Source organism: Vibrio parahaemolyticus (genome assembly GCF_900460535.1).
Classification (GTDB): Bacteria; Pseudomonadota; Gammaproteobacteria; order Enterobacterales; family Vibrionaceae; genus Vibrio; species Vibrio parahaemolyticus.
The window spans coordinates 2,546,168-2,569,217 of the sequence record NZ_UHIL01000001.1; the positions used below are offsets into that span (position 1 = coordinate 2,546,168).

General features: G+C 46.9%; 25 protein-coding genes. 6 read left to right on the plus strand and 19 right to left on the minus strand.

Annotated features, from left to right (window positions below; genetic code table 11):
* Nucleotides 1-33: 33 nt before the first annotated feature.
* The 18 genes from fliJ to DYB02_RS13180 all read right to left on the minus strand — a co-directional run bounded on the left by fliJ (nt 34) and on the right by DYB02_RS13180 (nt 19,132).
* Nucleotides 34-477 (minus strand): flagellar export protein FliJ, encoded by a 444-nt coding sequence (fliJ, locus tag DYB02_RS13090; RefSeq protein WP_005457733.1) that lies wholly within the window; start codon nt 475-477, stop codon nt 34-36.
* 6 nt (nt 478-483) lie between these two features.
* A complete protein-coding gene (gene fliI / locus DYB02_RS13095; protein WP_005457757.1) occupies nt 484-1,803 on the minus strand; it encodes a flagellar protein export ATPase FliI in 1,320 nt (439 codons plus the stop codon).
* Nucleotides 1,804-1,806: 3 nt separating this feature from the next.
* Nucleotides 1,807-2,607 carry a flagellar assembly protein FliH gene (gene fliH / locus DYB02_RS13100; protein WP_005457705.1) on the minus strand — a complete coding sequence of 267 codons (801 nt, stop codon included), beginning with the start codon at nt 2,605-2,607 and terminating at the stop codon, nt 1,807-1,809.
* A gap of 70 nt (nt 2,608-2,677) precedes the next feature.
* A complete protein-coding gene (gene fliG, locus DYB02_RS13105; protein WP_005457745.1) occupies nt 2,678-3,733 on the minus strand; it encodes a flagellar motor switch protein FliG in 1,056 nt (351 codons plus the stop codon).
* Entirely contained in the window at nt 3,726-5,468 is a 1,743-nt protein-coding gene (fliF, locus tag DYB02_RS13110) for a flagellar basal-body MS-ring/collar protein FliF (RefSeq protein ID WP_005457713.1), read from the minus strand. The genes fliG and fliF overlap by 8 nt, the downstream gene beginning before the upstream one ends.
* A gap of 14 nt (nt 5,469-5,482) precedes the next feature.
* A complete protein-coding gene (fliE, locus tag DYB02_RS13115; RefSeq protein ID WP_005457685.1) occupies nt 5,483-5,794 on the minus strand; it encodes a flagellar hook-basal body complex protein FliE in 312 nt (103 codons plus the stop codon).
* A gap of 126 nt (nt 5,795-5,920) precedes the next feature.
* The gene (locus tag DYB02_RS13120) at nt 5,921-7,330 is read right to left on the minus strand and encodes a sigma-54-dependent transcriptional regulator (protein WP_029803906.1); all 1,410 of its coding nucleotides are present in this window, start codon (nt 7,328-7,330) and stop codon (nt 5,921-5,923) included.
* A 36-nt stretch (nt 7,331-7,366) separates the two neighbouring features.
* Nucleotides 7,367-8,398, minus strand: a complete 1,032-nt coding sequence (locus DYB02_RS13125) for a sensor histidine kinase (RefSeq protein WP_005457625.1) — start codon at nt 8,396-8,398, stop codon at nt 7,367-7,369.
* A 176-nt stretch (nt 8,399-8,574) separates the two neighbouring features.
* Complete coding sequence (locus tag DYB02_RS13130; RefSeq protein WP_005481102.1) at nt 8,575-10,041, minus strand: sigma-54 dependent transcriptional regulator; 1,467 nt, start codon at nt 10,039-10,041, stop codon at nt 8,575-8,577.
* Nucleotides 10,042-10,329: 288 nt separating this feature from the next.
* Nucleotides 10,330-10,740 (minus strand): flagellar export chaperone FliS, encoded by a 411-nt coding sequence (gene fliS / locus DYB02_RS13135; protein ID WP_005433081.1) that lies wholly within the window; start codon nt 10,738-10,740, stop codon nt 10,330-10,332.
* Nucleotides 10,741-10,752: 12 nt separating this feature from the next.
* Nucleotides 10,753-11,058, minus strand: a complete 306-nt coding sequence (locus tag DYB02_RS13140) for a flagellar protein FliT (RefSeq protein ID WP_015297114.1) — start codon at nt 11,056-11,058, stop codon at nt 10,753-10,755.
* A 3-nt stretch (nt 11,059-11,061) separates the two neighbouring features.
* Nucleotides 11,062-13,062, minus strand: coding sequence for a flagellar filament capping protein FliD (gene fliD, locus DYB02_RS13145; protein ID WP_021822575.1), 2,001 nt, complete (start codon nt 13,060-13,062; stop codon nt 11,062-11,064).
* Nucleotides 13,063-13,082: 20 nt separating this feature from the next.
* On the minus strand, nt 13,083-13,517 hold the full coding sequence (gene flaG, locus DYB02_RS13150) for a flagellar protein FlaG (protein WP_005457768.1): 435 nt from the start codon (nt 13,515-13,517) through the stop codon (nt 13,083-13,085).
* An 80-nt stretch (nt 13,518-13,597) separates the two neighbouring features.
* A complete protein-coding gene (locus DYB02_RS13155; RefSeq protein WP_005457770.1) occupies nt 13,598-14,728 on the minus strand; it encodes a flagellin in 1,131 nt (376 codons plus the stop codon).
* Between the two features lie 287 nt (nt 14,729-15,015).
* Nucleotides 15,016-16,152 (minus strand): flagellin, encoded by a 1,137-nt coding sequence (locus tag DYB02_RS13160; RefSeq protein WP_005481079.1) that lies wholly within the window; start codon nt 16,150-16,152, stop codon nt 15,016-15,018.
* Between the two features lie 263 nt (nt 16,153-16,415).
* Nucleotides 16,416-17,549, minus strand: a complete 1,134-nt coding sequence (locus DYB02_RS13170; RefSeq protein WP_029806176.1) for a flagellin — start codon at nt 17,547-17,549, stop codon at nt 16,416-16,418.
* 149 nt (nt 17,550-17,698) lie between these two features.
* Nucleotides 17,699-18,601 (minus strand): Dyp-type peroxidase, encoded by a 903-nt coding sequence (locus DYB02_RS13175; RefSeq protein ID WP_005457759.1) that lies wholly within the window; start codon nt 18,599-18,601, stop codon nt 17,699-17,701.
* Between the two features lie 45 nt (nt 18,602-18,646).
* Nucleotides 18,647-19,132, minus strand: coding sequence for a DUF2919 domain-containing protein (locus tag DYB02_RS13180; RefSeq protein ID WP_025588143.1), 486 nt, complete (start codon nt 19,130-19,132; stop codon nt 18,647-18,649).
* A 144-nt stretch (nt 19,133-19,276) separates the two neighbouring features.
* Here DYB02_RS13180 and DYB02_RS13185 point away from each other — a divergent pair, with 144 nt between their 5' ends.
* On the plus strand, nt 19,277-19,633 hold the full coding sequence (locus DYB02_RS13185; protein ID WP_029806174.1) for a DUF2956 domain-containing protein: 357 nt from the start codon (nt 19,277-19,279) through the stop codon (nt 19,631-19,633).
* A gap of 3 nt (nt 19,634-19,636) precedes the next feature.
* The gene (locus DYB02_RS13190) at nt 19,637-19,969 is read left to right on the plus strand and encodes a DUF4156 domain-containing protein (protein ID WP_005494338.1); all 333 of its coding nucleotides are present in this window, start codon (nt 19,637-19,639) and stop codon (nt 19,967-19,969) included.
* Between the two features lie 34 nt (nt 19,970-20,003).
* Here the strand turns inward: DYB02_RS13190 and DYB02_RS13195 are convergent, their stop codons facing one another.
* Nucleotides 20,004-20,291: a winged helix-turn-helix domain-containing protein gene (locus DYB02_RS13195; RefSeq protein WP_005494336.1), complete on the minus strand. Its 288-nt coding sequence runs from the start codon at nt 20,289-20,291 to the stop codon at nt 20,004-20,006.
* Between the two features lie 295 nt (nt 20,292-20,586).
* Between DYB02_RS13195 and DYB02_RS13205 the strand changes: the two genes are divergently transcribed.
* From DYB02_RS13205 to DYB02_RS13220, 4 genes are read left to right on the plus strand one after another with little or no spacing between them, the layout of a single operon-like run.
* Nucleotides 20,587-20,937 carry an ArsC family reductase gene (locus DYB02_RS13205; RefSeq protein WP_029806172.1) on the plus strand — a complete coding sequence of 117 codons (351 nt, stop codon included), beginning with the start codon at nt 20,587-20,589 and terminating at the stop codon, nt 20,935-20,937.
* 19 nt (nt 20,938-20,956) lie between these two features.
* The gene (gene dapE, locus DYB02_RS13210) at nt 20,957-22,093 is read left to right on the plus strand and encodes a succinyl-diaminopimelate desuccinylase (RefSeq protein WP_005457682.1); all 1,137 of its coding nucleotides are present in this window, start codon (nt 20,957-20,959) and stop codon (nt 22,091-22,093) included.
* Nucleotides 22,094-22,125: 32 nt separating this feature from the next.
* Entirely contained in the window at nt 22,126-22,827 is a 702-nt protein-coding gene (locus DYB02_RS13215; protein ID WP_029806169.1) for a M15 family metallopeptidase, read from the plus strand.
* Complete coding sequence (locus DYB02_RS13220; RefSeq protein ID WP_029806168.1) at nt 22,824-23,027, plus strand: DUF2897 family protein; 204 nt, start codon at nt 22,824-22,826, stop codon at nt 23,025-23,027. The genes DYB02_RS13215 and DYB02_RS13220 overlap by 4 nt, the downstream gene beginning before the upstream one ends.
* The last annotated feature ends 23 nt before the right edge of the window (nt 23,028-23,050 follow it).

A 23,050-nucleotide genomic window follows, 5' to 3' on the forward strand; every position in this document is an offset into this window, starting at 1 on the left:
AAAGAGTGGAAGCGAGATCAACTTCAACAAAAATTAGAACGGCTTGGCCTTACGGCTAAACAACAGCGTGGAAAACTCATCCATCTGCTTTTGCTCACGTTTGGCTTCCGCGATTTGCTTTTCTTTCGCTTTCTTTTCGATCATCCACTCGTAAGACATGCGTTCTTGGCGCATCTTGAGCCAGTAGTCTTTGCAGTTTTCGACTTGTTCTTTGAAGTGATGCTCTGCTTGCTTTTGCTTTGATAGTGTCTCGTCAAGCTGACATAAGAATCGGTTGAGATGCCCGTATTGGCTGGCGGTTAAACCCGCTTGGCCACGATCCACCAACTGCTGGCAGTAATCGAGACGATACTTTTCGATTTGCTCAACCTGACGATAATAGTCTTCAAGCTCAGAGCGCGCTTTGTTCAGCGCAAGTACGGCTTGGTCTTCGCGCTCTTTGGTCTGCTCAAGTAGGAATTCCATCGCATTATTCATACGCTATTACCCACCCAAAATATTTCTGAGCATATTGACGCACATATCGTATGGCACCGATTCTTTCATACGCTGCTGCAAGTATTCGTCTAGCTTTGGCTTTAATGTAAATGCGCCATCGATAGCCGGATCGGTGCCCGGCTTGTAAGCACCAATCGACACCAAATCTTGATTTTTGCGACAAATAGACAAGACCTGACGTACCGCTTTCGACATCAACACATGTTCTTCGGTGGTGATCTGAGGCATCACACGGCTGACCGATTTCTCGACATCAATCGCAGGGTAATGACCCGCGTCTGCCATTTCACGCGACAAAACAATGTGACCATCGAGAATGGCACGAGACGCATCGGCGATAGGATCTTGCAGATCGTCACCTTCAGTTAAAACGGTAAAGAAAGCGGTGATCGAGCCTTGCTCTGGGCTGCCATTACCCGCACGTTCCACCAGCGCAGGCAACTTGGCAAATACCGAAGGCGGATAACCTTTGGTGGCTGGCGGTTCACCAACCGACAAGGCAATTTCACGCTGTGCTTGAGCAAAACGGGTCAGTGAATCCATCAGCAACAGCACATCCAAACCTTGGTCGCGGAAGTACTCGGCAATCGTAAGCGCCGTTTGACACCCTTTCAAACGCATCAACGGAGATGCATCAGCTGGTGCAGCCACCACAACTGAGCGACGACGTCCGTCTTCGCCTAAAATCTCTTCAATAAATTCTTTAACTTCGCGTCCACGTTCACCAATCAGACCTACCACCACCACTTGCGCTGTAGTGCCTCGTGTCATCATGCCTAGCGTGACCGATTTACCCACACCAGAACCCGCAAACAAGCCAATACGCTGGCCTTTGCCTACCGTCAACAAACCGTTGATCGCTTTTAAGCCAACATCGAGTGGTTCAGAGATCGGTTTTCGTGCCAGTGGGTTGATGGGTTCCGCATTAAATGACGCACGGTGCTCAGTGTAAATCGGGCCAAGTCCATCCAGCGGATTGCCCACGCCGTCAATAACGCGGCCAAGCAGCTCCATACCGACAGGCAAACCTGCTTCGCTGGTAAGTGGCGTCACTTTTGCACCGGGCAAAATACCGGTGATTTGCTCACTCGGCATCAAATACAAGTTGTCACCAGAAAACCCAACTACTTCGGCTTCCATGTGACCAGACATGGTTTCAACCAAACATAGACTGCCGATCGGCGCACGACAGCCCGTTGCTTCTAGGGTCAAACCTACAACGCGCACCAATTTGCCAGAAGCGACCGGGCGCGTGGTTAAGCCTTCGACTTTGTAGTTTTTGAGACGATCGGCCAAAGCTTGCATGGATTACTCACCCTCTTGGTGACGGTTCGCGCCACAAAAACTGTGCAGCACACTCTTGATGCGCTCTTCCATGCGGTAGTTAATGCTCGATTCGCCTGCTTCGATTTGCACATCGCCACGATTAAGTGATGGCTCAGAAACCAGTGTCCAGTTGCGGCAATCTAAATCTTCTTCACCATACGCAGAGCGAATGATGGCAACATCTTCAGGGTTGAGATGCAATGTGATTGGATGGCCAGAAATCGGCAGCGCTTCTACCGACTGCTTAACCGTATCGAGAATAATTTGTGGATTGGTTTGAACCTCGACATGCACCACTTCTTTGACTAAACACAGCACCATGTCCACCAGTTGCTTCTCTACCTGAGCATTCATCAGCTCCAAAGGTTGAGCAAACTGGTTGGCGAGATTCATAAACACTTCAACCTGCTGTTGAATAAACTCTTGGCCAGCAGAAACGCCTTCTGCTTTACCCAGCTCTAAGCCCTCGGCATGGCCTGCTTGCAAGCCTTCTTCTTTGCCTTTGTCGTACCCTTGCTTAAAGCCAGCTTCTTGACCTTGGTACAAACCTTCTTGATAAGCGCCTTGCTTGATCAGTTCGATCTGTTCTTCTGTCAGTTCAAGAGCTTGTTCTTCTTCTGGCTCGTCAAAGTTTGGCACCCAGCTAGGATCGTAGTTAAACGCAGTCTGTTTGGCTTTTTTTTCCTTTGAATCGCCATAGTCGGGCAAACCCCAACGTTGCGGTTCAATCAGCGCATCATCTTCATCAGGACGGATAAATCCACGTTTTCTATCGCCAGCCATGGGTTACCTACTGTGTATTAGATTTGAAGTGAAGGAGCCCCGCAACAAGAAGGTCGCAGGGCTATAGAGATTATAAGAACTCGTCTGCGCCGCCAGAAAGCATGATTTCGCCAGCGTCGGCCATACGACGAGCAATCGCCAGGATTTCTTTCTGCGCCGCTTCTACGTCTGCCACACGCACTGGTGGCATCGCTTCGATGTCGTCACGCATCATCTCAGCGGCACGCTTAGACATGTTCTTGAAGACTTTCTCACGTAGAGAATCATCGGCACCTTTGAGTGCTTTTTGTAGAACGTCTTGCGGTACATCACGCAGCAATTTCTGAATACCTTGGTCGTCCACTTCGACCAAGTTCTCGAAGACGAACATAAGGTCTTGGATTTGCGTCGCCATGTCTTCGTCTTGGTCGCGGATTTGTTCCATCAAGATACCTTCGACGTTGTTGTCTAGGTAGTTCATGATCTCGGCTGCTGCCTTCAGGCCGCCAATCTTGGCTGCTTGTGCACCCGCTTGACCCGCGAACTGCTTCTCCATGATCTCGTTTAGCTCTGCCAATGCTGATGGCTGAACCTCTTCAAGGTTGGCAATACGCATCATCAGATCCAAACGCACACGCTCTGGGAACTGAGAAAGAATTTCCGCTGACTGATCCGCTTCCAAGTACGACAATACGATGGTTTGAATTTGCGGGTGTTCGTTGACGATAATGCTTGCCACTTGGCGTGGATCCATCCATTTCAATGAATCCAGACCTTTCGAACCGGTACCCAGCAGAATTTGATCAACCAAGTTGTTCGCTTTGTCTTCACCCAGCGCGGCCACCAAGGCATTACGCATAAAGTCTTCGCTGCCCATACCAATGTTGGTGTATTTCTGGATATCTTCCAAAAACGTACGGTGCACCGCCGATACTTTCTCTTGGCTTAAATCTTTTGCACGCGCCATTGCACTACCAACGCGCTGTACTTGTTTCGGTTCTAAATGACGGATGATGCCAGCCGCATCTTGCTCATTCAGACTTAATAACAAAATGGCCGCTTTCTCTTCACCAGTAATGGTGGAGGCATCAAACTCAACTGGCATGCCTGCGCCGTTTTCATCTTGAGGTACGATATCGTTAGCCATTTTCGTTCATCCAGTTTTTCACAACTTGAGCCGCTAGCTCTGGTTCGTTCGCTACAAGTGCACGAACCGCTTTCAGTACGTCTTCATCTTTATGAAGGTTAGGCAGATCGATACTTGAACCAAATTCAAACAGCTCACTGCTTTCAATGTCGCTACCAATTAGGCTGGTTTCGCCATCGGCACCAATTGGCAAGCCGTCTGGGCCGTACATTTCATCGTCGTCATCACCAGCTGGGTTAAGCAGTTTCTTCATTGCAGGGCGAACCAGTACAAGCACAACCACGATGATAACTAAAGCGCTGGCGAACCAACGAACCCAATCGTTGAAGTTCGGGTGTTCCCAAATTGGTTGGTCAACAAGCTGCTCGGTTTCTGGCTCGGCAAACTTGACGCTCAATACGTTAAGTAAATCACCACGAGATTGATCAAAGCCGACGGTGCCAATCAACACTTGACGAATCGCGTTGATTTCACCTTCCGACATTGGTGTGTAAGTCACTTCACCTGTATCTGGATTAACTTGGCGACGGTCTTTGATGGCAACTGAAACAGTTTGGCGCGCCACGGTGCCCGTTTGCTTACGCTCATGGCTAATCGTGGTGTCTAGCTCGAAGTTGCGGGTCGATTCTTTACGTACAGAGCCTTGCCCCATTACCGAGCCGTCTTTCATTTGCGCGACGTCTTGCGGAATAGAAGCATCCGCCGGAGGCTGATTACTAAGCGCACCCGGAATGCCTGCTACCATGTTGCCGTTGTTGTAATCTTCTAGCGCGTATTCACTGCGGGTCGATGGCGTATTTGGGTCGAAACGTTTACGAGTTTGCTCAACCGCACTGAAATCCATTTGGATATCCACTTGCGCGGTGTAGTTACCAAAACCAAGAATAGGCAACAGAACAGAGTCGATTTTTTCACGCAATGCTTGTTCTTGGCTGCGTTCTAACTCTTGCTCTTTGCGACGCGCGGCAGACGCAGGGTCTTGCGAACCAGAGCTCAACAAACGGCCATGCTGATCCGTGACGGTAATGCGCGATGTCTTCATGCCTGGAACGGCGCTCGCGACCATATCGACAATCGAGTCCACTTCTTGCTGCTTAAGGTTGGCACCTGTCGATAACGTCAAAAATACAGAGGCGGAAGCTTCTTGGTTATGACGCACAAACACACTGTGTTTCGGCAACGCCAACAACACTCGCGCTTTGCGAACCTGCTTCATTTCTTCAATGGCTTGAGCTAGCTGACGCTCACGGCTGAGCTTAAGACGTTCCTGCTCTAGGCGCTGAGAAACGCCAAAGCCCATGTCTTGCAGCAGAATGTCATCACCCGCTTCGGTCGCTTGATTGACGCCCGAACGCACCATGCCTAATTTGATTGAGTTGTACTCGCTCGACTCCACCGAAACGGTATTACCATCGAGTTTGTAATTGATTTTTTGCTGGTCAAGGTAATCCAGAACAGGGATCAGTTCTTCAGTGTCGTAAGCGCCAAGCGGGCGCATTTCTGGTTCTTTTACCCAGAAGAACAACATCACGATTAACGCAACACAGATAGAGATCGATAGCACAAGCACGACCTGTCGAAGCAAATCGAGGTCGCCCACGGCCATATCGAATTTCGATGCACTGCGCTCTTCTAAATCTGGATTTTGGCTTTCCACATCCATATCGGAGCTAGAAACCAGTGCGCCATCTGAGCCGCCATCAGTGACGGTTAAATCTGTAGACTTGTCTGCCACACTTATTACCTAAATTACACTGGCATGTTCATGAGGTCTTTGTAGGCCTCAACGAGCTTATTGCGGATTTGAACAGTGGCTTCAAAAGCAACACTGGATTTGTTACGAGCAATCATGACGTCAGATAAGGAAACATCGGCATCACCACGATCAAAACGCGTTTGTAGATCGCCAGATGATTTTTGAAGTGAGTTTACGTTATTGATGGCTTTGGTTAGGAGATCATTGAAATCTGCACCCACTTTCGCCCCCGTTCCTGTCGGAGTGGTGTTGGTCGCTTCAACCATCATGGCGCGCATTTCGGCCTGAATACCATCAACTTTCATTATCACCTCTGAGCCAAAAGTTTGACTATCTATTTAAACTAAATATTGACACAGCAATTTATGTGCCATAAGACGCCAGCAGTATAGTTTACTCACACTTTTGTCTTATGGCTACGCGTGTGAAACCTAACTCGGAATATCTATACCCGCGTCACGCATTTTGGCAAGTTTGTAGCGCAGAGTACGTGGACTTATGCCCAATTTCTCTGCCATTTCTTTGCGTCGGCCATTACATTCCACCAAGGTTTCTAGAATGATCGCATACTCTTGATCGCGTAGCTCGCCACCCAACCCCTCGCCGCCAGTGTTAACGCGGTTGAAGGATTCAGTTTGAGCAACAGGCTTGACATCAGGAACCAATGTTTCTGCACTTTGCACAACGTATTGCAAGCTGTTGGCATCTTGCCAATCCACGCCTTCTAACAAGATGTGCTCTGCACCGATATCGCCGTTCTCACTCAAAATCAGCGCGCGTTGTACAACGTTATCCAGCTCTCGAACATTACCTGGCCATGGGTACTGCAATAGTTTTTCCACTGCAACTGGCGAGAACTGAGGAACAGGCATACCCATTTTACTACAGTGGCGCTCGGCAAGATGCTTCGCAAGTGGCGCAATGTCCCCTTTACGCTCATTCAGCGCTGGCCATGCGATTGGGAACACATTCAGGCGGTAGTACAAGTCTTCACGGAAATTACCCTCCGACACATACTGTTTGAGATCACGGTTACTGGTCGCTAGCACACGAACATCTAGCTTGATGCTCTTACGGCTACCAAGACGCTCTACTTCGCGCTCTTGTAGAACACGCAATAACTTCGCTTGCAGGTTTAAGTCCATCTCGCTGATTTCATCAAGTAAGATTGTGCCGCCTTGCGCTTGCTCGAACTTACCCGGACACGCCTGAACAGCACCAGTGAATGCACCTTTTTCGTAACCGAATAGCGTCGCTTCCAGCATGTTGTCAGGAATCGCCGCACAGTTAATCGCAACGAATGGGCCGTCTTTACGGTTTGATGCTTTGTGAATGTAACGCGACATCACTTCTTTACCTGAACCGCTTGGGCCTAAGATCATCACGTTCGCATCAGTGCGAGCCACTTTGTCAGCCAAAGCAAGTAAGCGAAGACTCTTTTCATCAGCAACGACAGCATCACCGTTGTCATCACTTTTGATAGGAGCATAACGGCTTACCATATTAAGCAGCACTTCTGGTGCAAATGGTTTCGCCATGTAATCAATCGCGCCATCTTTCATTGCAGAAACGGCATCTTCGATATTGGCGTAAGCCGTCATTAGCAACACTGGTAAGTTCGGCCAATTTTGTTTGATGTTACGCAGCAGCGCTAAGCCACCCATACCTGCCATTTGCACGTCAGATACCACGATATCAACCGCATTTGATTTCAGCTTTACTAATGCGTCTTCTGCACTATCGGCTTCTAACCATTCATACCCTGCCAGAGCCAGAGTATCCACGAGGGCTTCACGAAGACCTTCGTCGTCTTCTACGATCAGCACTTTGCTTTGCGCCATTCTGATTCTCCAGTAATTGTTATTACCAGAAGCCGCTTATTGCGCTTCTGATTGCACTCGCTCCAGCGGAATGCACATGGTAAAGCAGGCTCCATCACCCTGCTCTGAAATAAGTTCCAATCGGCCGTCATGGGCACGGCAAACCATTTGAACGACAGCCAGCCCTAACCCGGTTCCTTGAGAACGCGTGGTAAAAAATGGCTCCATAATTTTGGCCTGTAGTTCTTGTGGTACACCCGGGCCGCTGTCTTGCACAGAAATGCGCAGTTCACCGTTTACCGGGCGGAAAAAGATGTCGATTTGCGACTCTTTGCCTGACATTTGAATCGCGTTCATCACCAAGTTGCTCAGTGCAGAGGCGATAGCATTCGCGTTGCCAAGCAATTCGGTCTGTTCTTCTTCTACTTCGAGGAAGTAATCAATGTTGTTGTTTTTAAGAGCGGTTTCGACCATTGGTTGGTATTCAGCAACCAATTGAGCAATCGTAAATGGCTTAATGACTTTATTATCACCACCTTTGGCAAAAAGCAGCATATCATTAACCTGCTTCTCCAAATCGTGCAGTCGATCCATTAATTTACTTTGGAAGCGCTCTCTCGTCGCTGGCGGAAGATTAGGCGCGCCCAAATTAGAGGCGTACAACATTGCGCTCGACAGCGGCGTTCTCACTTGATGCGCTAGCGATGCAACCATACGCCCTAATGAAGAAAGACGTTGTAGATCACTCACACGAGCTTGCAGTAAACGGGTTTCGGTTAAGTCGGTGATGAGGATCAACTGCCCTGTCGCGGAGGCAGAAATCGCCAAACGCACTTTGCGACCATTACGCAGTGACACTTCGTGGCCATCATCTTCACGCGGATCAAAAGCCGCTTGAATGATGTTGAACCATTTCTCGTTAACCAGTGGGATTTCTAGAATTCGGTGCGCCTCGGGGTTGGCTTCTCGCACAACACCATACGTGTCGAGCAAAATAACCCCAGCGGGCATCACATCCAATACCTGCTTATAGCGCTCAACTTGGTTTTCTACTGAGTCTAAATGGGATTGGTTGGTGTTATTGTCCATTCACTGCCTGTCGAAATATCGCCACTAAAAAGTAAAATAGCTTGGTAAGCAATTAGCGTACCAAGCTATTTTTTATATTTATCATGACGTTATGTTATCGACAATAAGTTGACACCGAGAAATGTCTGATTTTAATGTCAGAAAAGATAACTTTTGTGATTGAACTGAAGCTCGATCTAACGCTGCAAATTATACTTGCGCATTTTCTCAACCAACGTTGTACGGCGCATACCCAGCATATCTGCAGCTCTTGCAACGACCCCACCTTGCGCTTCTAACGCTTGGCTGATCATATTGACTTCCAAATCTGCTAATAGCTCTTTTAAGTTCACCCCTTCTGGTGGCAACGCCTGAGGCGCATTCATGTTGTGATCCAGATCGCTTTGCTCATCAAAGCTGAAGTCTTCCGAGAAGATGTCTTGGAACACATCGCGCTCTTGCTCTTCAATCGAAGTGAACGGATTACCTTCAGGTTGGAACTCTGGAATATCACTGTAGCGATATTTCGTCGGAAGATGGTTCACATCAACCAGACTGTTTGGGTACAAAATGATCATGCGCTCAACAAGGTTAGCTAACTCGCGCACGTTACCCGGCCAGTGGTGTTCCATCAAAGAGTTGATCGCACGCGGCGTGAAACAAATTGGCTGGCCGCCTTCTGCTTCCAGACGTGTCATCAGCTCCTGCAATAACAATGGGATATCTTGCTTACGCTCTTTTAGCGCTGGCATTTCGATTGGGAAAACGTTCAAACGATAGAACAAATCTTCACGGAACGTGCCTTCTTCGATCATGCTTTCCAAATTACGGTGTGTCGCAGCGACCACACGCACGTTGACTTTGATTGTCGAGTTTCCGCCAACTCGCTCAAAACAACGTTCTTGAAGTACACGCAATAACTTCACTTGCATCGACATTGGCATGTCACCAATCTCATCAAGGAAGATCGTGCCACCGTCTGCTAATTCAAATCGACCTTTACGCGCCGTTAACGCACCAGTAAACGCGCCTTTTTCGTGGCCAAACAATTCGCTTTCGAGTAGCTCCGGTGGGATTGCACCACAGTTAATTGGCACAAACGCACCATTGCGGTATGACGAATGGTAGTGAATGTTACGTGCTACCACTTCTTTACCCGTACCCGATTCACCAAGGATCAAGACATTGGCTTCTGTACCCGATACTTGCTCAATAAGATGACGAACTTCTTGAATACCGCGACTCTGCCCTACTAAGCTACGAAACAGCGTGTTTTTACGCGCACTAGCAACAACATTGACCCCTTTACGGCCAAGAAAATCTTTGCAGTGACGTAACGCTTCACTAAGCTGTGGGTAATTTAGCGGTTGCTCTAATTCGCCAACAAAGTTTGGGAGATCGTCTACAGGCAAAGGAAAGCTGCCCAAGACAAGAAGTGGGATATGGTATGCATCGTTGAGACGAGCCATCACGGCAGTTGCCGCTCGACCTGCTGAGATATTGCCAACGATACAGCCTGACCATACGCTAGACCAATCAACATCGCCTAGCTGTTCAGAACCGACAGCTTCGCAACTTTCTCCAACAAATTCCAATATATTGCTTAAATTCAAACGACTTGATGCGTCATCATCAATTACAAGCAGCTTTGCCAAACCTTGCATAAGTAAGAATGATTGCCTTTATTTTAGGTGCGTTGCGGCCAAACCTGGATTTGCGCAATTGGGTGCTAAAGAAGGCGGAAACACCACACTCAATTTACGATCGACAAAATAGGAAAATCAGCAACAAAAAAAGCCATTAGGGCTACTAATGGCTTCTATTTTATTTGAATATGAAAATAAGGCAACCAAGCAATATAGAGGTGTGAGCTCGATTGTAACTTTCATGCGCAACTTGTTGCTAATGCAGTCTTAATGTTTTAAGTCGATCCTAAAGCATTGTTTTGATTATTAAATGCCGACTTCTGCTGCCGTCAAGTTGTGGAACTCTGTTGGGATCTGATCCCAAGCGGATTTAATCTCACGAATAATGTCAATAACGTCGTCGATCGGCTGTGGATCATTCTGGTGGTTTGCCGCAGAAATCTGCGTGATCATAAACTCATACAATGAATCTAAGTTTGAAGCGATGTCACCACCATCTTCCATCGACAAACAGCTGCGTAGCGCAATAATAATGTCGAGTGCTTTACCTAAACGCTCGCCTTTTGCTGGGATATTGCCTGCTTGCATGGCTGCTTTGCCTTGAATAAGGCGCTCAATTGCACCAGCCATAAGCATTTGAATGACTTTGTGCGGAGAAGCCGCGCTCAGCTGGCTGTCGACTGATACTTTTTTGTATGCTTGCAAAGAACCGCGCATAGTAATCCTCTTTTAAATAAATTTTTTGTACTGCTGAAGCGAACGTTGGCCATAACGGAATTTGTGAAGCTCTTTTCCGACCTTTGACGTTTCTGATTGCATCAGCTCGACAATTCTTTTGGTACGAGTCAGCAAGTCTTGCCACTCTACATCCTGCTTTACCAAGGGATTTTGTTGAATAATTGGTAACAGGTTTTGCAATAACCGTTCCCTGATATCGACCAAGCGAAGAATTTCTTCAGTATTAAAGTCAACTTTTTCCAGCTCTTGCGTAATTAGTTGATCTATATCACTAATTTCTATGAGTTCATTTTGCATTTATTAACCTAACGCACTCATAAGAGCCCCAAGTTGACCCTGCATCTTACCTGTCGCGTCTTGCATCGCGGTAAATTTCGCATGGGTACGCTTTTCCAGCCCTTCCATGCGGCGATCTAATGCCGCTTGGTCATCATTCAAACGGTAGTTTTGTTCTGTGAGACTTTTCTCTCGCGTACGAATGCTGCCCGTAATACCGGTGATGCCGTGAATCGCATCTTCGATACGCTTCGCAAAACCAGTGTTACCACCAAAGAATTTTTCTAACTCGTTGAAGTTATTGTTCAACTGACGGTCAAGCATGTCATAGTTGATTTCAAGCGTGCCTTGACGCGTCGTGGTAATACCAAATTCTGTCAATGATTTCAGATTTTCTGGTGCTTGATCGATTCGGCTTGAAAAGACGGCTTTCAATCGTGAATCGGCACTTCGCACCGTGCTGTCACCAGCTAGCGGCCCTTTTTGGCCGGTAGTTGGGTCCACACTCGAGAGTGCTTGCGAAGTTTGATAAAACGAGTTGTACGCCGAAACAAAGTTTTCGATGTCGCTGCGTACACTTTGACGGTCGTACTCGACTCCGATTTCTGCAGGCGGCTTGTTTGGTTCTGACTTGCCTTTAAGTGTCAAATCTACGCCTTCAATGGCGTCTTCAATTACGTTGTTATGGCTTGAAAGTTTTGCCACGCCATCAAGCAGCACTTCAGAATCTTGCCCTGCTTGTACCTCTGTCATACCAAGGTATTCTTCGAATGAGGATTGCGCTTTTGCGATTTTGGCTTCTGCTTCGTCGATTTTTTCTAGACGTTCACGCTCTTGAGGATCGAGTTTCGCACGATGAATTTGCTTGGCTTGCTCTTCGGAAAGCTCACCACGTTCGACTTTTGCGTCGAGTTCTTGCTTTTCATCCGCAATTTTCTGTTCGATTTCTGCTTTTTCTTGTTCTAGGAGCTGCTTAGCTTCTTTGGTCGTAACGTAAGAATCCGTCAATGTGCCTGAGGCGGCATTGTTCCAACCTGGAACATCCGGCGCTTTCTCTATCGCCTTTTCGTCCAGTTCCAGTTCTGGCTCTTCGTATGAATCCAGCAAGGTGCCTGACGCAGTTTCTGTCCAACCGGGAATGCGCTCTTCAGGTCGCAAGCTCGAACGTTGATTGGCCTTATCAATGGCTTCTTGTCCGGCTTTAGCAGCCTCTGCACCAGCAGCAGAGATCGGCTCTTGCGATGCATCATCTTGTGCATTATCTGCCGCTTTTTGCGCTTCTGGAGGTAGAGGGTTGCCGTTCTCATCCAGAATTTCTGGTTGATCCGGTTGTTGCGGAGCTTGTAGTGGCCCTAACACTTCTTCTGCCGCAGCACGTGCTTCTTCAAGCGCGTTAACTCGGTCTTCAAGTGTTTGGTATTCGAAATATTTCAGAGGGTTGCCTCTTTCGGCTTCCACGCTGACTTTGATTTGATGATCCTTACCAGAGAGGTTTGAGGCAAGGATGAGACGCGGTCCTTCGACATCATTAATGACGGAAGCACGAACGCCAGGGTTGTCTTTAGCGCCATTGATGCCGCGTACGACATCGATGAGCTTAGATCGAGAACGAACCTCGATATTAAAACGGTCATCACCAAGCGAAATCTGCAGCTTACCAGGACCAAATTTTGCGTCTTCTGGCAATACGTCAGAAGCGACTTTGTGGCTCTGTGCAAGCTGCAACACATCGATAGCATACTTACCGGCTATAGCGTCAGTGGTTGCGGTGGCCGATACGATATTGTCGTCCGTGGTTTCAACCGTGCGGACGGCAAACGCTTTCTCCTGACGAAAGTTCGCCATGAGATTTTTCATCGTATCCAACGATTCTCTGAGTCGCCCATAGGCACTGATACTGGCATTGATTGTCGTGCGATCGTTGTCGATGCGTTGCTGCTTAGGCACACGTTCCGCATCCACAATTTTGCTGACCATGGAATTAATATCCATGCCGCCAGACATCCCAACAGGGCCTAAACTCATTAAATCACCTCAAAAACGACTTACACTTTTTCAACTAACAAACCGCTGTTAGCTGTGTGCTCAGCTAGGCGACGCAATACCACTAGCAGTTCTTCATCAGGAAATTGACGAATCACATCACCAGTATTGGTTTCGTAAATCGTCACAACGTCTCTGCCGGATTCTTCATCCACACGAAACGCTACTCCTTTGTTGATGGACGAGACAAACTCATTCATTTGTTCGACCATTTTTTCACGTTCTTCTCTGTTTAGCTCCTGACGGCTTTCCGCCATCTCGATTGCCGCTTGAACAGAGAAGTCGTGCTCGGTGCCTTTCGCTTTTTGCGGCGAAACGTCACCGGTTGAACTTGCTGTGCTAGGCGTACCTATGCCGTTGCCATTTTTATTTGCAACATTTGTGCCATTCGGTGTGCCGTAAGGCTGGATGTTCGATGCGTAGGAGGATATTTCCATTACAATCTCCCTTCCACCTTATGAGCTAACGATAGGATCTATCGTTTTGGTGACCTAAGCACTAGGCTGGGTCGACCTTGTTAGCCCAACAAGCTTAGCGCTGCAGATGGTGACTGCTTCGCTTGAGCCAGGATTGAAGTACTTGCTTGCTGAAGAATTTGCGACTTAGTCATCGCTGTTGTTTCTTTCGCGTAATCAGTATCTTTAATACGGCTGTTAGATGCATTAACGTTTTCGTTAATGTTGTCTAGGTTGCTGATTGCGTGGTTGAAACGGTTCTGGAAAGCACCTAGTGACGCACGTTGGCTGTCTACTGATTTAAGTGCACCGTCGATAACTGCTACAGCTTCTTGAGAGCCTGCAACCGTTGTTACGTCGATGTCTTTAACCGTTACGTCTTTCGCATCACCAAAACCGATCTCGCCAGCTAGGTTGCCAGAGAACTCAACTTCACCATTTACTTTCTGAGTAGAAGCAAATACTTGTAGCTTGCCGTCTTCACCAACAGACGCTTTTACATCTTCGCTTTGACCGTTGATGTAAGTTGCTAGCTGCTCGATGTCGTCGCCTTGCTTAGCCTTGATGGTAAGTTCTTTCTCTTCACCTTGTTTGTTGGTGTAGCTCATTTTAAGCTCAGTTTTATCACCAACTGTCCAAGATGCATCTTTACCTTCTTCTGCTGAGTAGCTCTTACCACCCATTGCTGAAGTATCAGAACGTAGGCTGCCCATAGAAAGCATTACAGCTTCGCCAGAGTCCGCACCGATTTGGAAAGATTGAGTACCGTACGTACCGTTAAGCAGTTTGTTACCACCGAAAGAGGTTGTTTCAGCGATACGGTTTAGTTCGTCGTTTAGCGCTGTTACTTCTTCTTGGATCGCTACACGTTCTGCTTTTGAGTTAGAACCGTTCGCAGATTGAAGCGATAGGTCACGCATACGTTGTAGGATGTTGGTAGATTCATTCATTGCACCTTCAGCAACCTGTGCAATGGAGATACCGTCGTTCGCGTTTTTCACCGCCATGTCTAGGCCACGGCTTTGAGCGTTCAAACGGTTTGAAATCTGTAGACCTGCAGCATCATCTTTCGCGCTATTGATTTTATAACCCGAAGACAAACGCTCCATTGATTTTTGTTGACCTTCAGCCGCGTGGTTTAGGTAACGCTGTGCGGTCATCGCAGAAACGTTAGTATTAACGTTAATCGCCATAATTGATCTCCTTAAGGCTTAGTGAATGTACCGTCGTGTCTCTCACCTCACTTAGGTACATCTCATTTCTCTCAGTCCCTTTAACGGCGACGTATGCATATCCTTTAGGAGAAATTTTCAATTTTTTGCGATTATTTTCTTTGGCTTACTGAAGTGTGATGGAGCTCTAATATTGCCTTTGATGAATACCTTCGCTCTTTTAAAGGCAGAAAAAAACCCAGCCGAAGCTGGGTTTACTCGCTCATCTCTCACCACGAGCCAATGAGGTTCTCGTCTTAGGTTTAAAATTAACCTAGAAGACTTAGCGCTGAGTTTGGCGCTTGTTTCGCTTGCGCAAGGATTGAGCTTGACGCTTGCGATAGAATTTGTGACTTGGTCATTGCCGTCGTTTCTTTCGCGAAGTCGGTATCTTTGATACGGCTCTTCGACGCGTTCACGTTCTCGTTAATGTTGTCCAAGTTGCTGATTGCATGGTTGAAACGGTTCTGGAATGCACCCAGCTCTGCACGGTGGCTGTCTACGTATTTCAGTGCCGCATCAATGATTGCTACTGATTCTTGTGCGCCGCCAACTGAAGTTACGTCGATAGTATCAACCGTAACGTTTTTCTTGTCGTCGCCTAGGCCTAGTTCACCAGACAGACCGCCAGAGAATGACACTTCGCCTTCTACTTTGTTGTTACCAGCAAAGATTTGCAGTTTGCCATCTTGGTCTACTGACGCTTTCACTAGGTCCGTTTGACCGTTGATGTACGTTGCTAGCTCTTCGATGTCATCGCCCGCTTTCGCGTTGATGTTGATTTCCTGCTCTTGACCAAAGCTGTCAGTTAGGCTGATTTTTAGGTCGTTTTTACCTTGTGCAACGTTCCAATCTTTGCCTTTACCGCTTTCAGCTTGGTAGCTCACACCGCCCATCATTTTGTTGTCTGAGCGCATGTCTTTAAGCTCAAGCATTACTGCTTCACCGTTATCAGCACCGATTTGGAACGATTTCGCACCATGTGTGCCGTTTAGTAGCTTGTTACCACCAAAAGATGTGGTTTCTGCGATACGGTTTAGTTCGTCGTTTAGTGCTGTCACTTCTTCTTGAATCGCAACGCGCTCTGCTTTCGAGTTTGAGCCGTTTGCTGATTGTAGAGACAGGTCACGCATACGTTGTAGGATGTTGGTGGTCTCGTTCATTGCACCTTCAGCAGTTTGTGCAATAGAGATACCGTCGTTCGCGTTGCGAACAGCCACATCCAGGCCACGGCTTTGTACGTTCAAACGGTTCGAGATTTGTAGACCCGCAGCGTCATCTTTTGCGCTGTTGATTTTGAAACCTGAAGACAAACGCTCCATTGAGGTTTGTTGTGCTGAGTTTGCGTTGTTTAGGTAACGCTGAGCGGTCATCGCTGATACGTTAGTGTTTACATTCACTGCCATGGTGATTTCTCCAATTGATTTTCCGATGTAGCGGTTTCCGACGTCTCGGAAAACCAAGTAGTTCTCTCAAAGTTACTTTTATTAACGGCGCTCAACCTGATTTCTTTAGGGAATTTTTTGGATTTTTTTGAAAAAAGTTCGTTTGGAAAGGGAATCGTGATGAAGCAGATAAAAAAGCAAAAAAACTTCAATTTTTCGCTAAAGCTTCTTTTCGAGCTGTCGATACAACCTGATTTTGCGTTGAAATTAAGAATCCAAATCACCTAACCAAGCAAGGTAAGAGCGAGGTTTGGCGCCTGTTTAGCTTGGGCTAAAATAGTGGTACTGACTTGTTGCAAGATCTGCTGCTTCACCATTTGCGTGGTTTCTTTTGCGTAATCAGTATCTTGAATACGACTGTTCGATGCCGCTAAATTTTCGTGGATGTTATCTAGATTATTGATCGCATGATTGAAGCGATTTTGATATGCACCTAACTCGGCACGTTGGCTATCGACAAATTTCATCGCCGTGTCTAGTACAGCGACAGCTTGCTGCGCCCCACCAACGGTTGTGATGTTCAGGTTATTGACCGCATCATAACCTTTCAACGACATCCCAAGCTCACTCGCAAGATCTCCTGAGAATGAAATCGTTCCGGCGGTTTCTTCTCCTGCCATAAAGATCTGTAACTGGCCTTTTTCATTAACAGAAGCCGTCACTTTGTCGGTTTGACCATTAATGTAGGTCGCGAGTTCTTCAATATCATCACCGGCTTTGGCATTGATTTGGATTTTTTCCGTCTCGCCAGAACGGTTGGTGAAAGACATCGTCAGATCATTGGCGTTCTCTTTTACCTGCCAATCAGAATCAGCACGCCCTTGAGCGACATAACTAAAGCCCCCCATGTCCATCCCGTCAGTGCGCATCGATTTCAACTCAATCTGTACGGCTTCACCAGAAGCAGCACCGATTTGAAAAGACGATTTGCCGAATGTGCCATTCAACAGTTTGCGTCCACCAAAAGATGTGGTTTCCGCAATACGGTTCAACTCATCGTTTAACGCGGTGACTTCTTCTTGCAACGCCGTACGCTCGGCTTGGCTGTTTGAGCCATTAGCCGACTGAAGCGACAAATCACGCATACGTTGCATGATGTTCGTCACCTCATTCATCGCGCCTTCTGCGGTTTGCATGATAGAGATGCCATCATTAGCGTTACGAACCGCCACATCCAAACCACGCATTTGTGATTGCAGACGATTGGAGATTTGCAGGCCTGCCGCGTCATCTTTTGCGCTGTTAATACGCTTCCCTGAAGACAAACGCTCCATGGATTGATTCAGCATATCCGTTGCACTGGTCAAATGACGTTGTGCGACAAGTGCTGCAACATTGGTATTAACGGTGATAGCCAAGAGACACAGACTCCAAATAAATTAGGGCTTTGGATACTTATCGACCAAGAAACAGAAAGATTTAGTGTTTTTTGAAAAGAGATTGGAATGAGAGAATAGAAAACAAAAAACCCTCCGAATGGAGGGCTTTGGAAACTTTTAACTATTCATTACTTAATGGCCAGTTCTGCTAGCATTTCTTGTGAAGGAGCGAAGAAGTACGCACCTGTTACCGCTTTAGTGAAGCGAAGCAGTTGGTCTGTTTTACCGTCGGTTACGCCGTACATGCTCTCTAGCATCACTTTGATATTGTGAAGGGTATTGCAGTAAGAGATGAACAGCAGACCGTGCGCGCCAGTCACTGTGCCGTATGGCAAGCTATGACGAACAATCTTCAAACCTTTACCTTCTTCTTTAATATCAACTCGACCAACGTGAGATGCTGCCGGTACGTCTTCTAGCTCGACTGAATCTGGTTTGGTGCGACCAATAACTTTCTCTTGAGCTTTGATATTTAGGCGATTCCAAGCTGGCAAGTTGTGCTCAAAACGTTGAACCATAACATAGCTACCACCAGCATATGGGCCATCTTTTACCAATGCTACGTCAGCGCGAGCGTCCCCTTTCGGGTTTTCTGTGCCGTCGATAAAGTCCGTCATGTCACGTGCATCTAGGTAGCGGTAGCCGTACGTTTCATCCACGACCGTCACATCTTCTGCAATATCGGTTAGGAATTTGCGCAATACGTAAAAGTGCAAATCGTGGCGAGTAGAGTGGCAGTGTATAAGCACATCAACATCTGTTGTTGGCGCAATAATGTCGCCTTCACCAAGTTGCGGGAAATCAATCAGCTCTTCTGGTGCGTCAATATTTAGGTGCTGCCAGAATGATTTGGTGAATGCGATGGAAATCGTCAGATTAGCGCCCGGTTGACTGTTGTTTAAGTCTTTAACCAGCTCAGGAAGCGCTTTCAGTTTCGCCAATACGTTTTCACGGTTTTGGTTCACTTTTAGTTGAGTGTACAGTGCAAATGGCCCTGCTTCTGGCACGATCGCCGTTTGAGCTTGTGACATTGAGGTATCCTCTATACTTTGCCCCATTGCGGGAAATTATTGTTTTTAATTTTTTGAAGGCTGTTTCGCATCGTGCTCAAGCTGTGGCACGTTAAAACAGTCTTTTACCCATCTTCCGTTGAAAAGATAGATCATAAACCAAGTTAATAAGGTGATGGTTAGAGCATTTGCCCAATTGAATACACCATGTTCTAGGTACACATGATACATGGTCTGAGCGAGTTGAATACCGCACAAGATCAAAGTCATCTCACGGCCATATCGCGTTATTTGATTTACCCAACCACGATCTGGGTGACGCAATCCCATCAGCCACATCAATAACAGGCTTGGAATACCAATCGACAAACCTAAATACAACGTGCTGGAATCAGGATAGACAATGGACAAAAGCTTGCTGCCGCTTTCTCGGCTGACACCCGCCATTGCAAAAACCACCCAAGAGCGAGCCAGAAACATCCATCCTAGCCAAACAAGAATAGGCGCTTTCAAAAATCCATGAGCGTCATATTGGTCAAATGAGTAGCGCACAATATCGTCTTCTTAGTTTCATAAAAACGCCACTTTAACCGATCGATTCAGAGTTGCAAGCAAGCAAAGATGAGAACTAAAGTTCATTTCATCATCTTACGCAGGTAAACTAAACGCAGATTTACAGTGACGTCGATGAGAAACATGAAAAAAAGAACCCCTGCAACCCCAGTTCCTTCTCTAGAAACTCAAACCGAAGCCATGAAGATCGCAAAAGCGACACAGAAACCGGGTCAAACGAAAGAACAAACCAAACTGATTGCTCAAGGTATCGAAAAAGGCATCGTTCAATACAAAAAACAGCAAAAAGAGCGAAATCGTCAAGCAGATAAAGCAAAGAAAAAACAGCAGCGTGAAAAACTGCGCCAGCATGAAGAAGATATTATCGAGTCAGATAACATCACGGATGATTCGCCAAACCACTCCTCAAGTAAGCTGCCTTGGGCGCTACTTGCGTTAAGTTGGATTGGCTTTGCGGCTTACATTATGTTGGGTAAATAACGGATGAAACAGGTATTACTTGGATTTTTTGTCGTACTTCTCTCTGGTTGTACGATGCCTTCTCACGTGACTCATGCTCAAAGCCAAGATGTTCATATTCGCATTGACGGTCAGTTCAACCCTGAGCGATGCGAATACAAAGGTGAAGTCACTGGAAGTGAGGGCCATTGGTATAACTACATTTTCATGACCAATGACGCGATGATGCAAGGGGCGATGAACGATTTAAAAAACAATACTGCGGCTATTGGCGCGGACACAGTGTTCATGGTTTCTCCGCAAGATTTCATCACCTCATTTAGCGTGCTGGGTTCTGCTTACCTCTGCAATGAGTGACGCCTAGAAATGAAAAAAGCCAGCGATTGCTGGCTTATGCACGAAATCCAAGACTGCTAGCGATATCTCTCTCCCGATCTAAAACCCATTGGCTATCAAAAGGTCCCCAATCCGAAAGTTGGTAATAGCCGTCATTATGACGTCGGCCATCTTGAACGAATATGAGTTCAATGCCGATCCCCGGTAATGCCTTTAGTACATCTTGAATTGTACGACGAGGCCACCCCGTTTTTTCGATCAACTTTGGCACATTCGGCCTTTCTAGGTTTTCCACCAACAAGGCCAAATATAGCCGCCTTGCAAAAACAGGACTCAATTCCATTGACACCTCCTAAAATTGTGCTGAATCATTATTTCGTTTTTGCCAAGTAAGATGTTGCGTTTGATCAATAACTCGACTTTTCCACTTGATTTAGGCGTTTTTTTATCCGCTTTATGCCAAATTAAGTTCTGTTTTGGCATGTGAGACCAGTTATCCACTTCTATATGAAAATTATTCTCCACAGCGTTTTGTCAGTTTGATTGCTTCTTGATAGGATGCTGAATCAGCCAAGAAATACCTCCCCAAAGCGCGTTGCGCTCTAGAGAGTAAAAACAGAATAAAAAAGGGAAACATTATGACAATTACCATGTTCGGCATTCCAAACTGCGACACCATCAAAAAAGCAAAGAAATGGTTGGAAGCTGAAAACATTGCGTTTGATTTTCACGACTACCGCAAACAAGGTATTGATGCTCAAATGGTGACTGAATTTTGTCAGGCGCTAGGCTGGGAACAAGTTCTCAACAAACGTGGCACCACGTTCCGCCAACTGACTCAAGAACAAAAAGACACGCTTACCGAAGAAAATGCTATTGCGCTGTTGGTTGACAACCCAGCGATGATTAAGCGCCCAATTCTGAACGTAGACGGCCAACTCCATATCGGTTTCAAAGCAGACCAATACGCTACGATTTTTAATTCATAAATGTAAGGAAGACTCAAGGATGACAGACAGTCCAGTACTGGCACTTGCAAAAGACCTGATCAGCCGCCAGTCCGTAACACCTGAAGATGCAGGTTGTCAGGACCTAATGATCGAACGTTTAAAAGCGCTCGGTTTTGAAATTGAAGTCATGGTGTTTGAAGACACCACCAACTTTTGGGCGCGTCGCGGTAACGAAGCGCCATTGTTTGCTTTCGCAGGTCACACAGATGTCGTACCCGCAGGCAAGCTAGAACAATGGGATACACCACCGTTCGAGCCAACCATCATCGATGGCTACCTTCATGGTCGTGGTGCGGCCGATATGAAAGGCTCTTTGGCGGCGATGGTAGTGGCCGTTGAACGCTTTATTGCCGAGCACCCAGATCACAAAGGCTCGATTGGCTTTTTGATCACTTCTGATGAGGAAGGTCCTTTCATTAACGGTACCGTTCGCGTCGTAGAAGCACTGATGGAACGTGGTGAGAACATCGACATGTGCATCGTTGGCGAGCCTTCTAGTACAGAAATTGTGGGTGATGTTGTAAAAAATGGCCGCCGAGGTTCGATTACCGGTGACCTAACCGTAAAAGGCACACAAGGCCATGTTGCCTACCCTCACCTCGCTAATAACCCTGTTCACGCATCGCTACTTGCCATCCACGAACTGGCAACAACAGAGTGGGATAAAGGCAATGATTACTTCCCGCCAACAAGCTTCCAAATTCCCAATGTATCTGCGGGCACAGGGGCATCTAACGTGATTCCTGGCGAGTTCAACGTTCAATTCAACCTACGTTTTAGCACCGAACTGAACAATGACACTATCGTCCAGCGCGTAACAGAAACACTGGATAAGCATGATCTCAACTACGATCTACATTGGACATTCAACGGCGACCCGTTCTTAACAGACACGGGTGCCCTACTTGATGCCGTGGTCGCTGCCGTAGCGGAAGTGAACAACACCAAACCTGCGCTGCTCACAACGGGTGGTACGTCAGACGGACGTTTCATTGCTCGCATGGGCGGTCAAGTCGTTGAGCTTGGGCCTGTCAATGCCACGATTCACAAAGTGAACGAGTGCGTAAAAGTGGACGATCTTGAGAAGTTGACTGACATGTACGAAAACACCTTAAAACACCTACTCGCGAAGTAATCGCACGTAGTTAACCCATTGATGAGCATACCATGACTCCTGCGCAACTCACCGGAACAACCGATTCTCACCTTCAATCAACCATGGTTGGTCAGAAGGCTTTTTTAATGCATCCCGATGTCGCGAACGATCTGCTCAATATGATCGAAGCAGCGAAAAAAGCGGGATTTAAAATGGAAATTGCCAGTGGCTTTCGAGACTTTTCTCGCCAGCGAGCAATTTGGAATGGGAAGTTCGAAGGTGAGTTGCCGATTTTAGATTCTAACTCGCAGCCTTTAAATAAGGCTGCGTTAAGTGACGAAGAAAAACTAAAGGCCATTCTTCGCTGGTCGGCATTGCCAGGAGGAAGTCGCCATCATTGGGGATGTGATTTCGATGTGTATGCTCGCAATTTACTTCCACCAGACACCAAGTTGCAATTGGAACCTTGGGAATATCTAGAAGGTCATCAGCTGGCGTTTTATTGTTGGCTAAAAGATCACATTGATGAGTTCGGCTTTTTCTTCCCTTATCTGCAAGATTTAGGTGGCGTCGCCATTGAACCTTGGCACATTAGCCACAAAGCCATCAGTCAACAATGTGCTGCTCAACTGAACGCCGAAATGCTAAAAGATGAGCTGGTTCGACAAAATCAACAGCACAACATTGCAGGGTTAGAATCGATACTGAATAATTTAGATAGCATCTTATCTACCTATATTCGCAATATCACCCCACCGCCGGAGGCGTTATGATCGAATTTCTTACCAACCCTTGGGTGATCATCATTGTGGTCTTGAGTGTGGTCATCGGGAACATTGCCGCTCTGAAGTACACCGCCAAAATGAAGTTCAACCAGATGGATAAAGGTCGCAAGAACGATTTGGATCGTCTAAACGAGCTAGATAAAGAACGTTATGGCAACAGTGAAAGTAACAAGCACGAACAAAAATAAGCGGCTTTTTAGTCGCTCTTGCT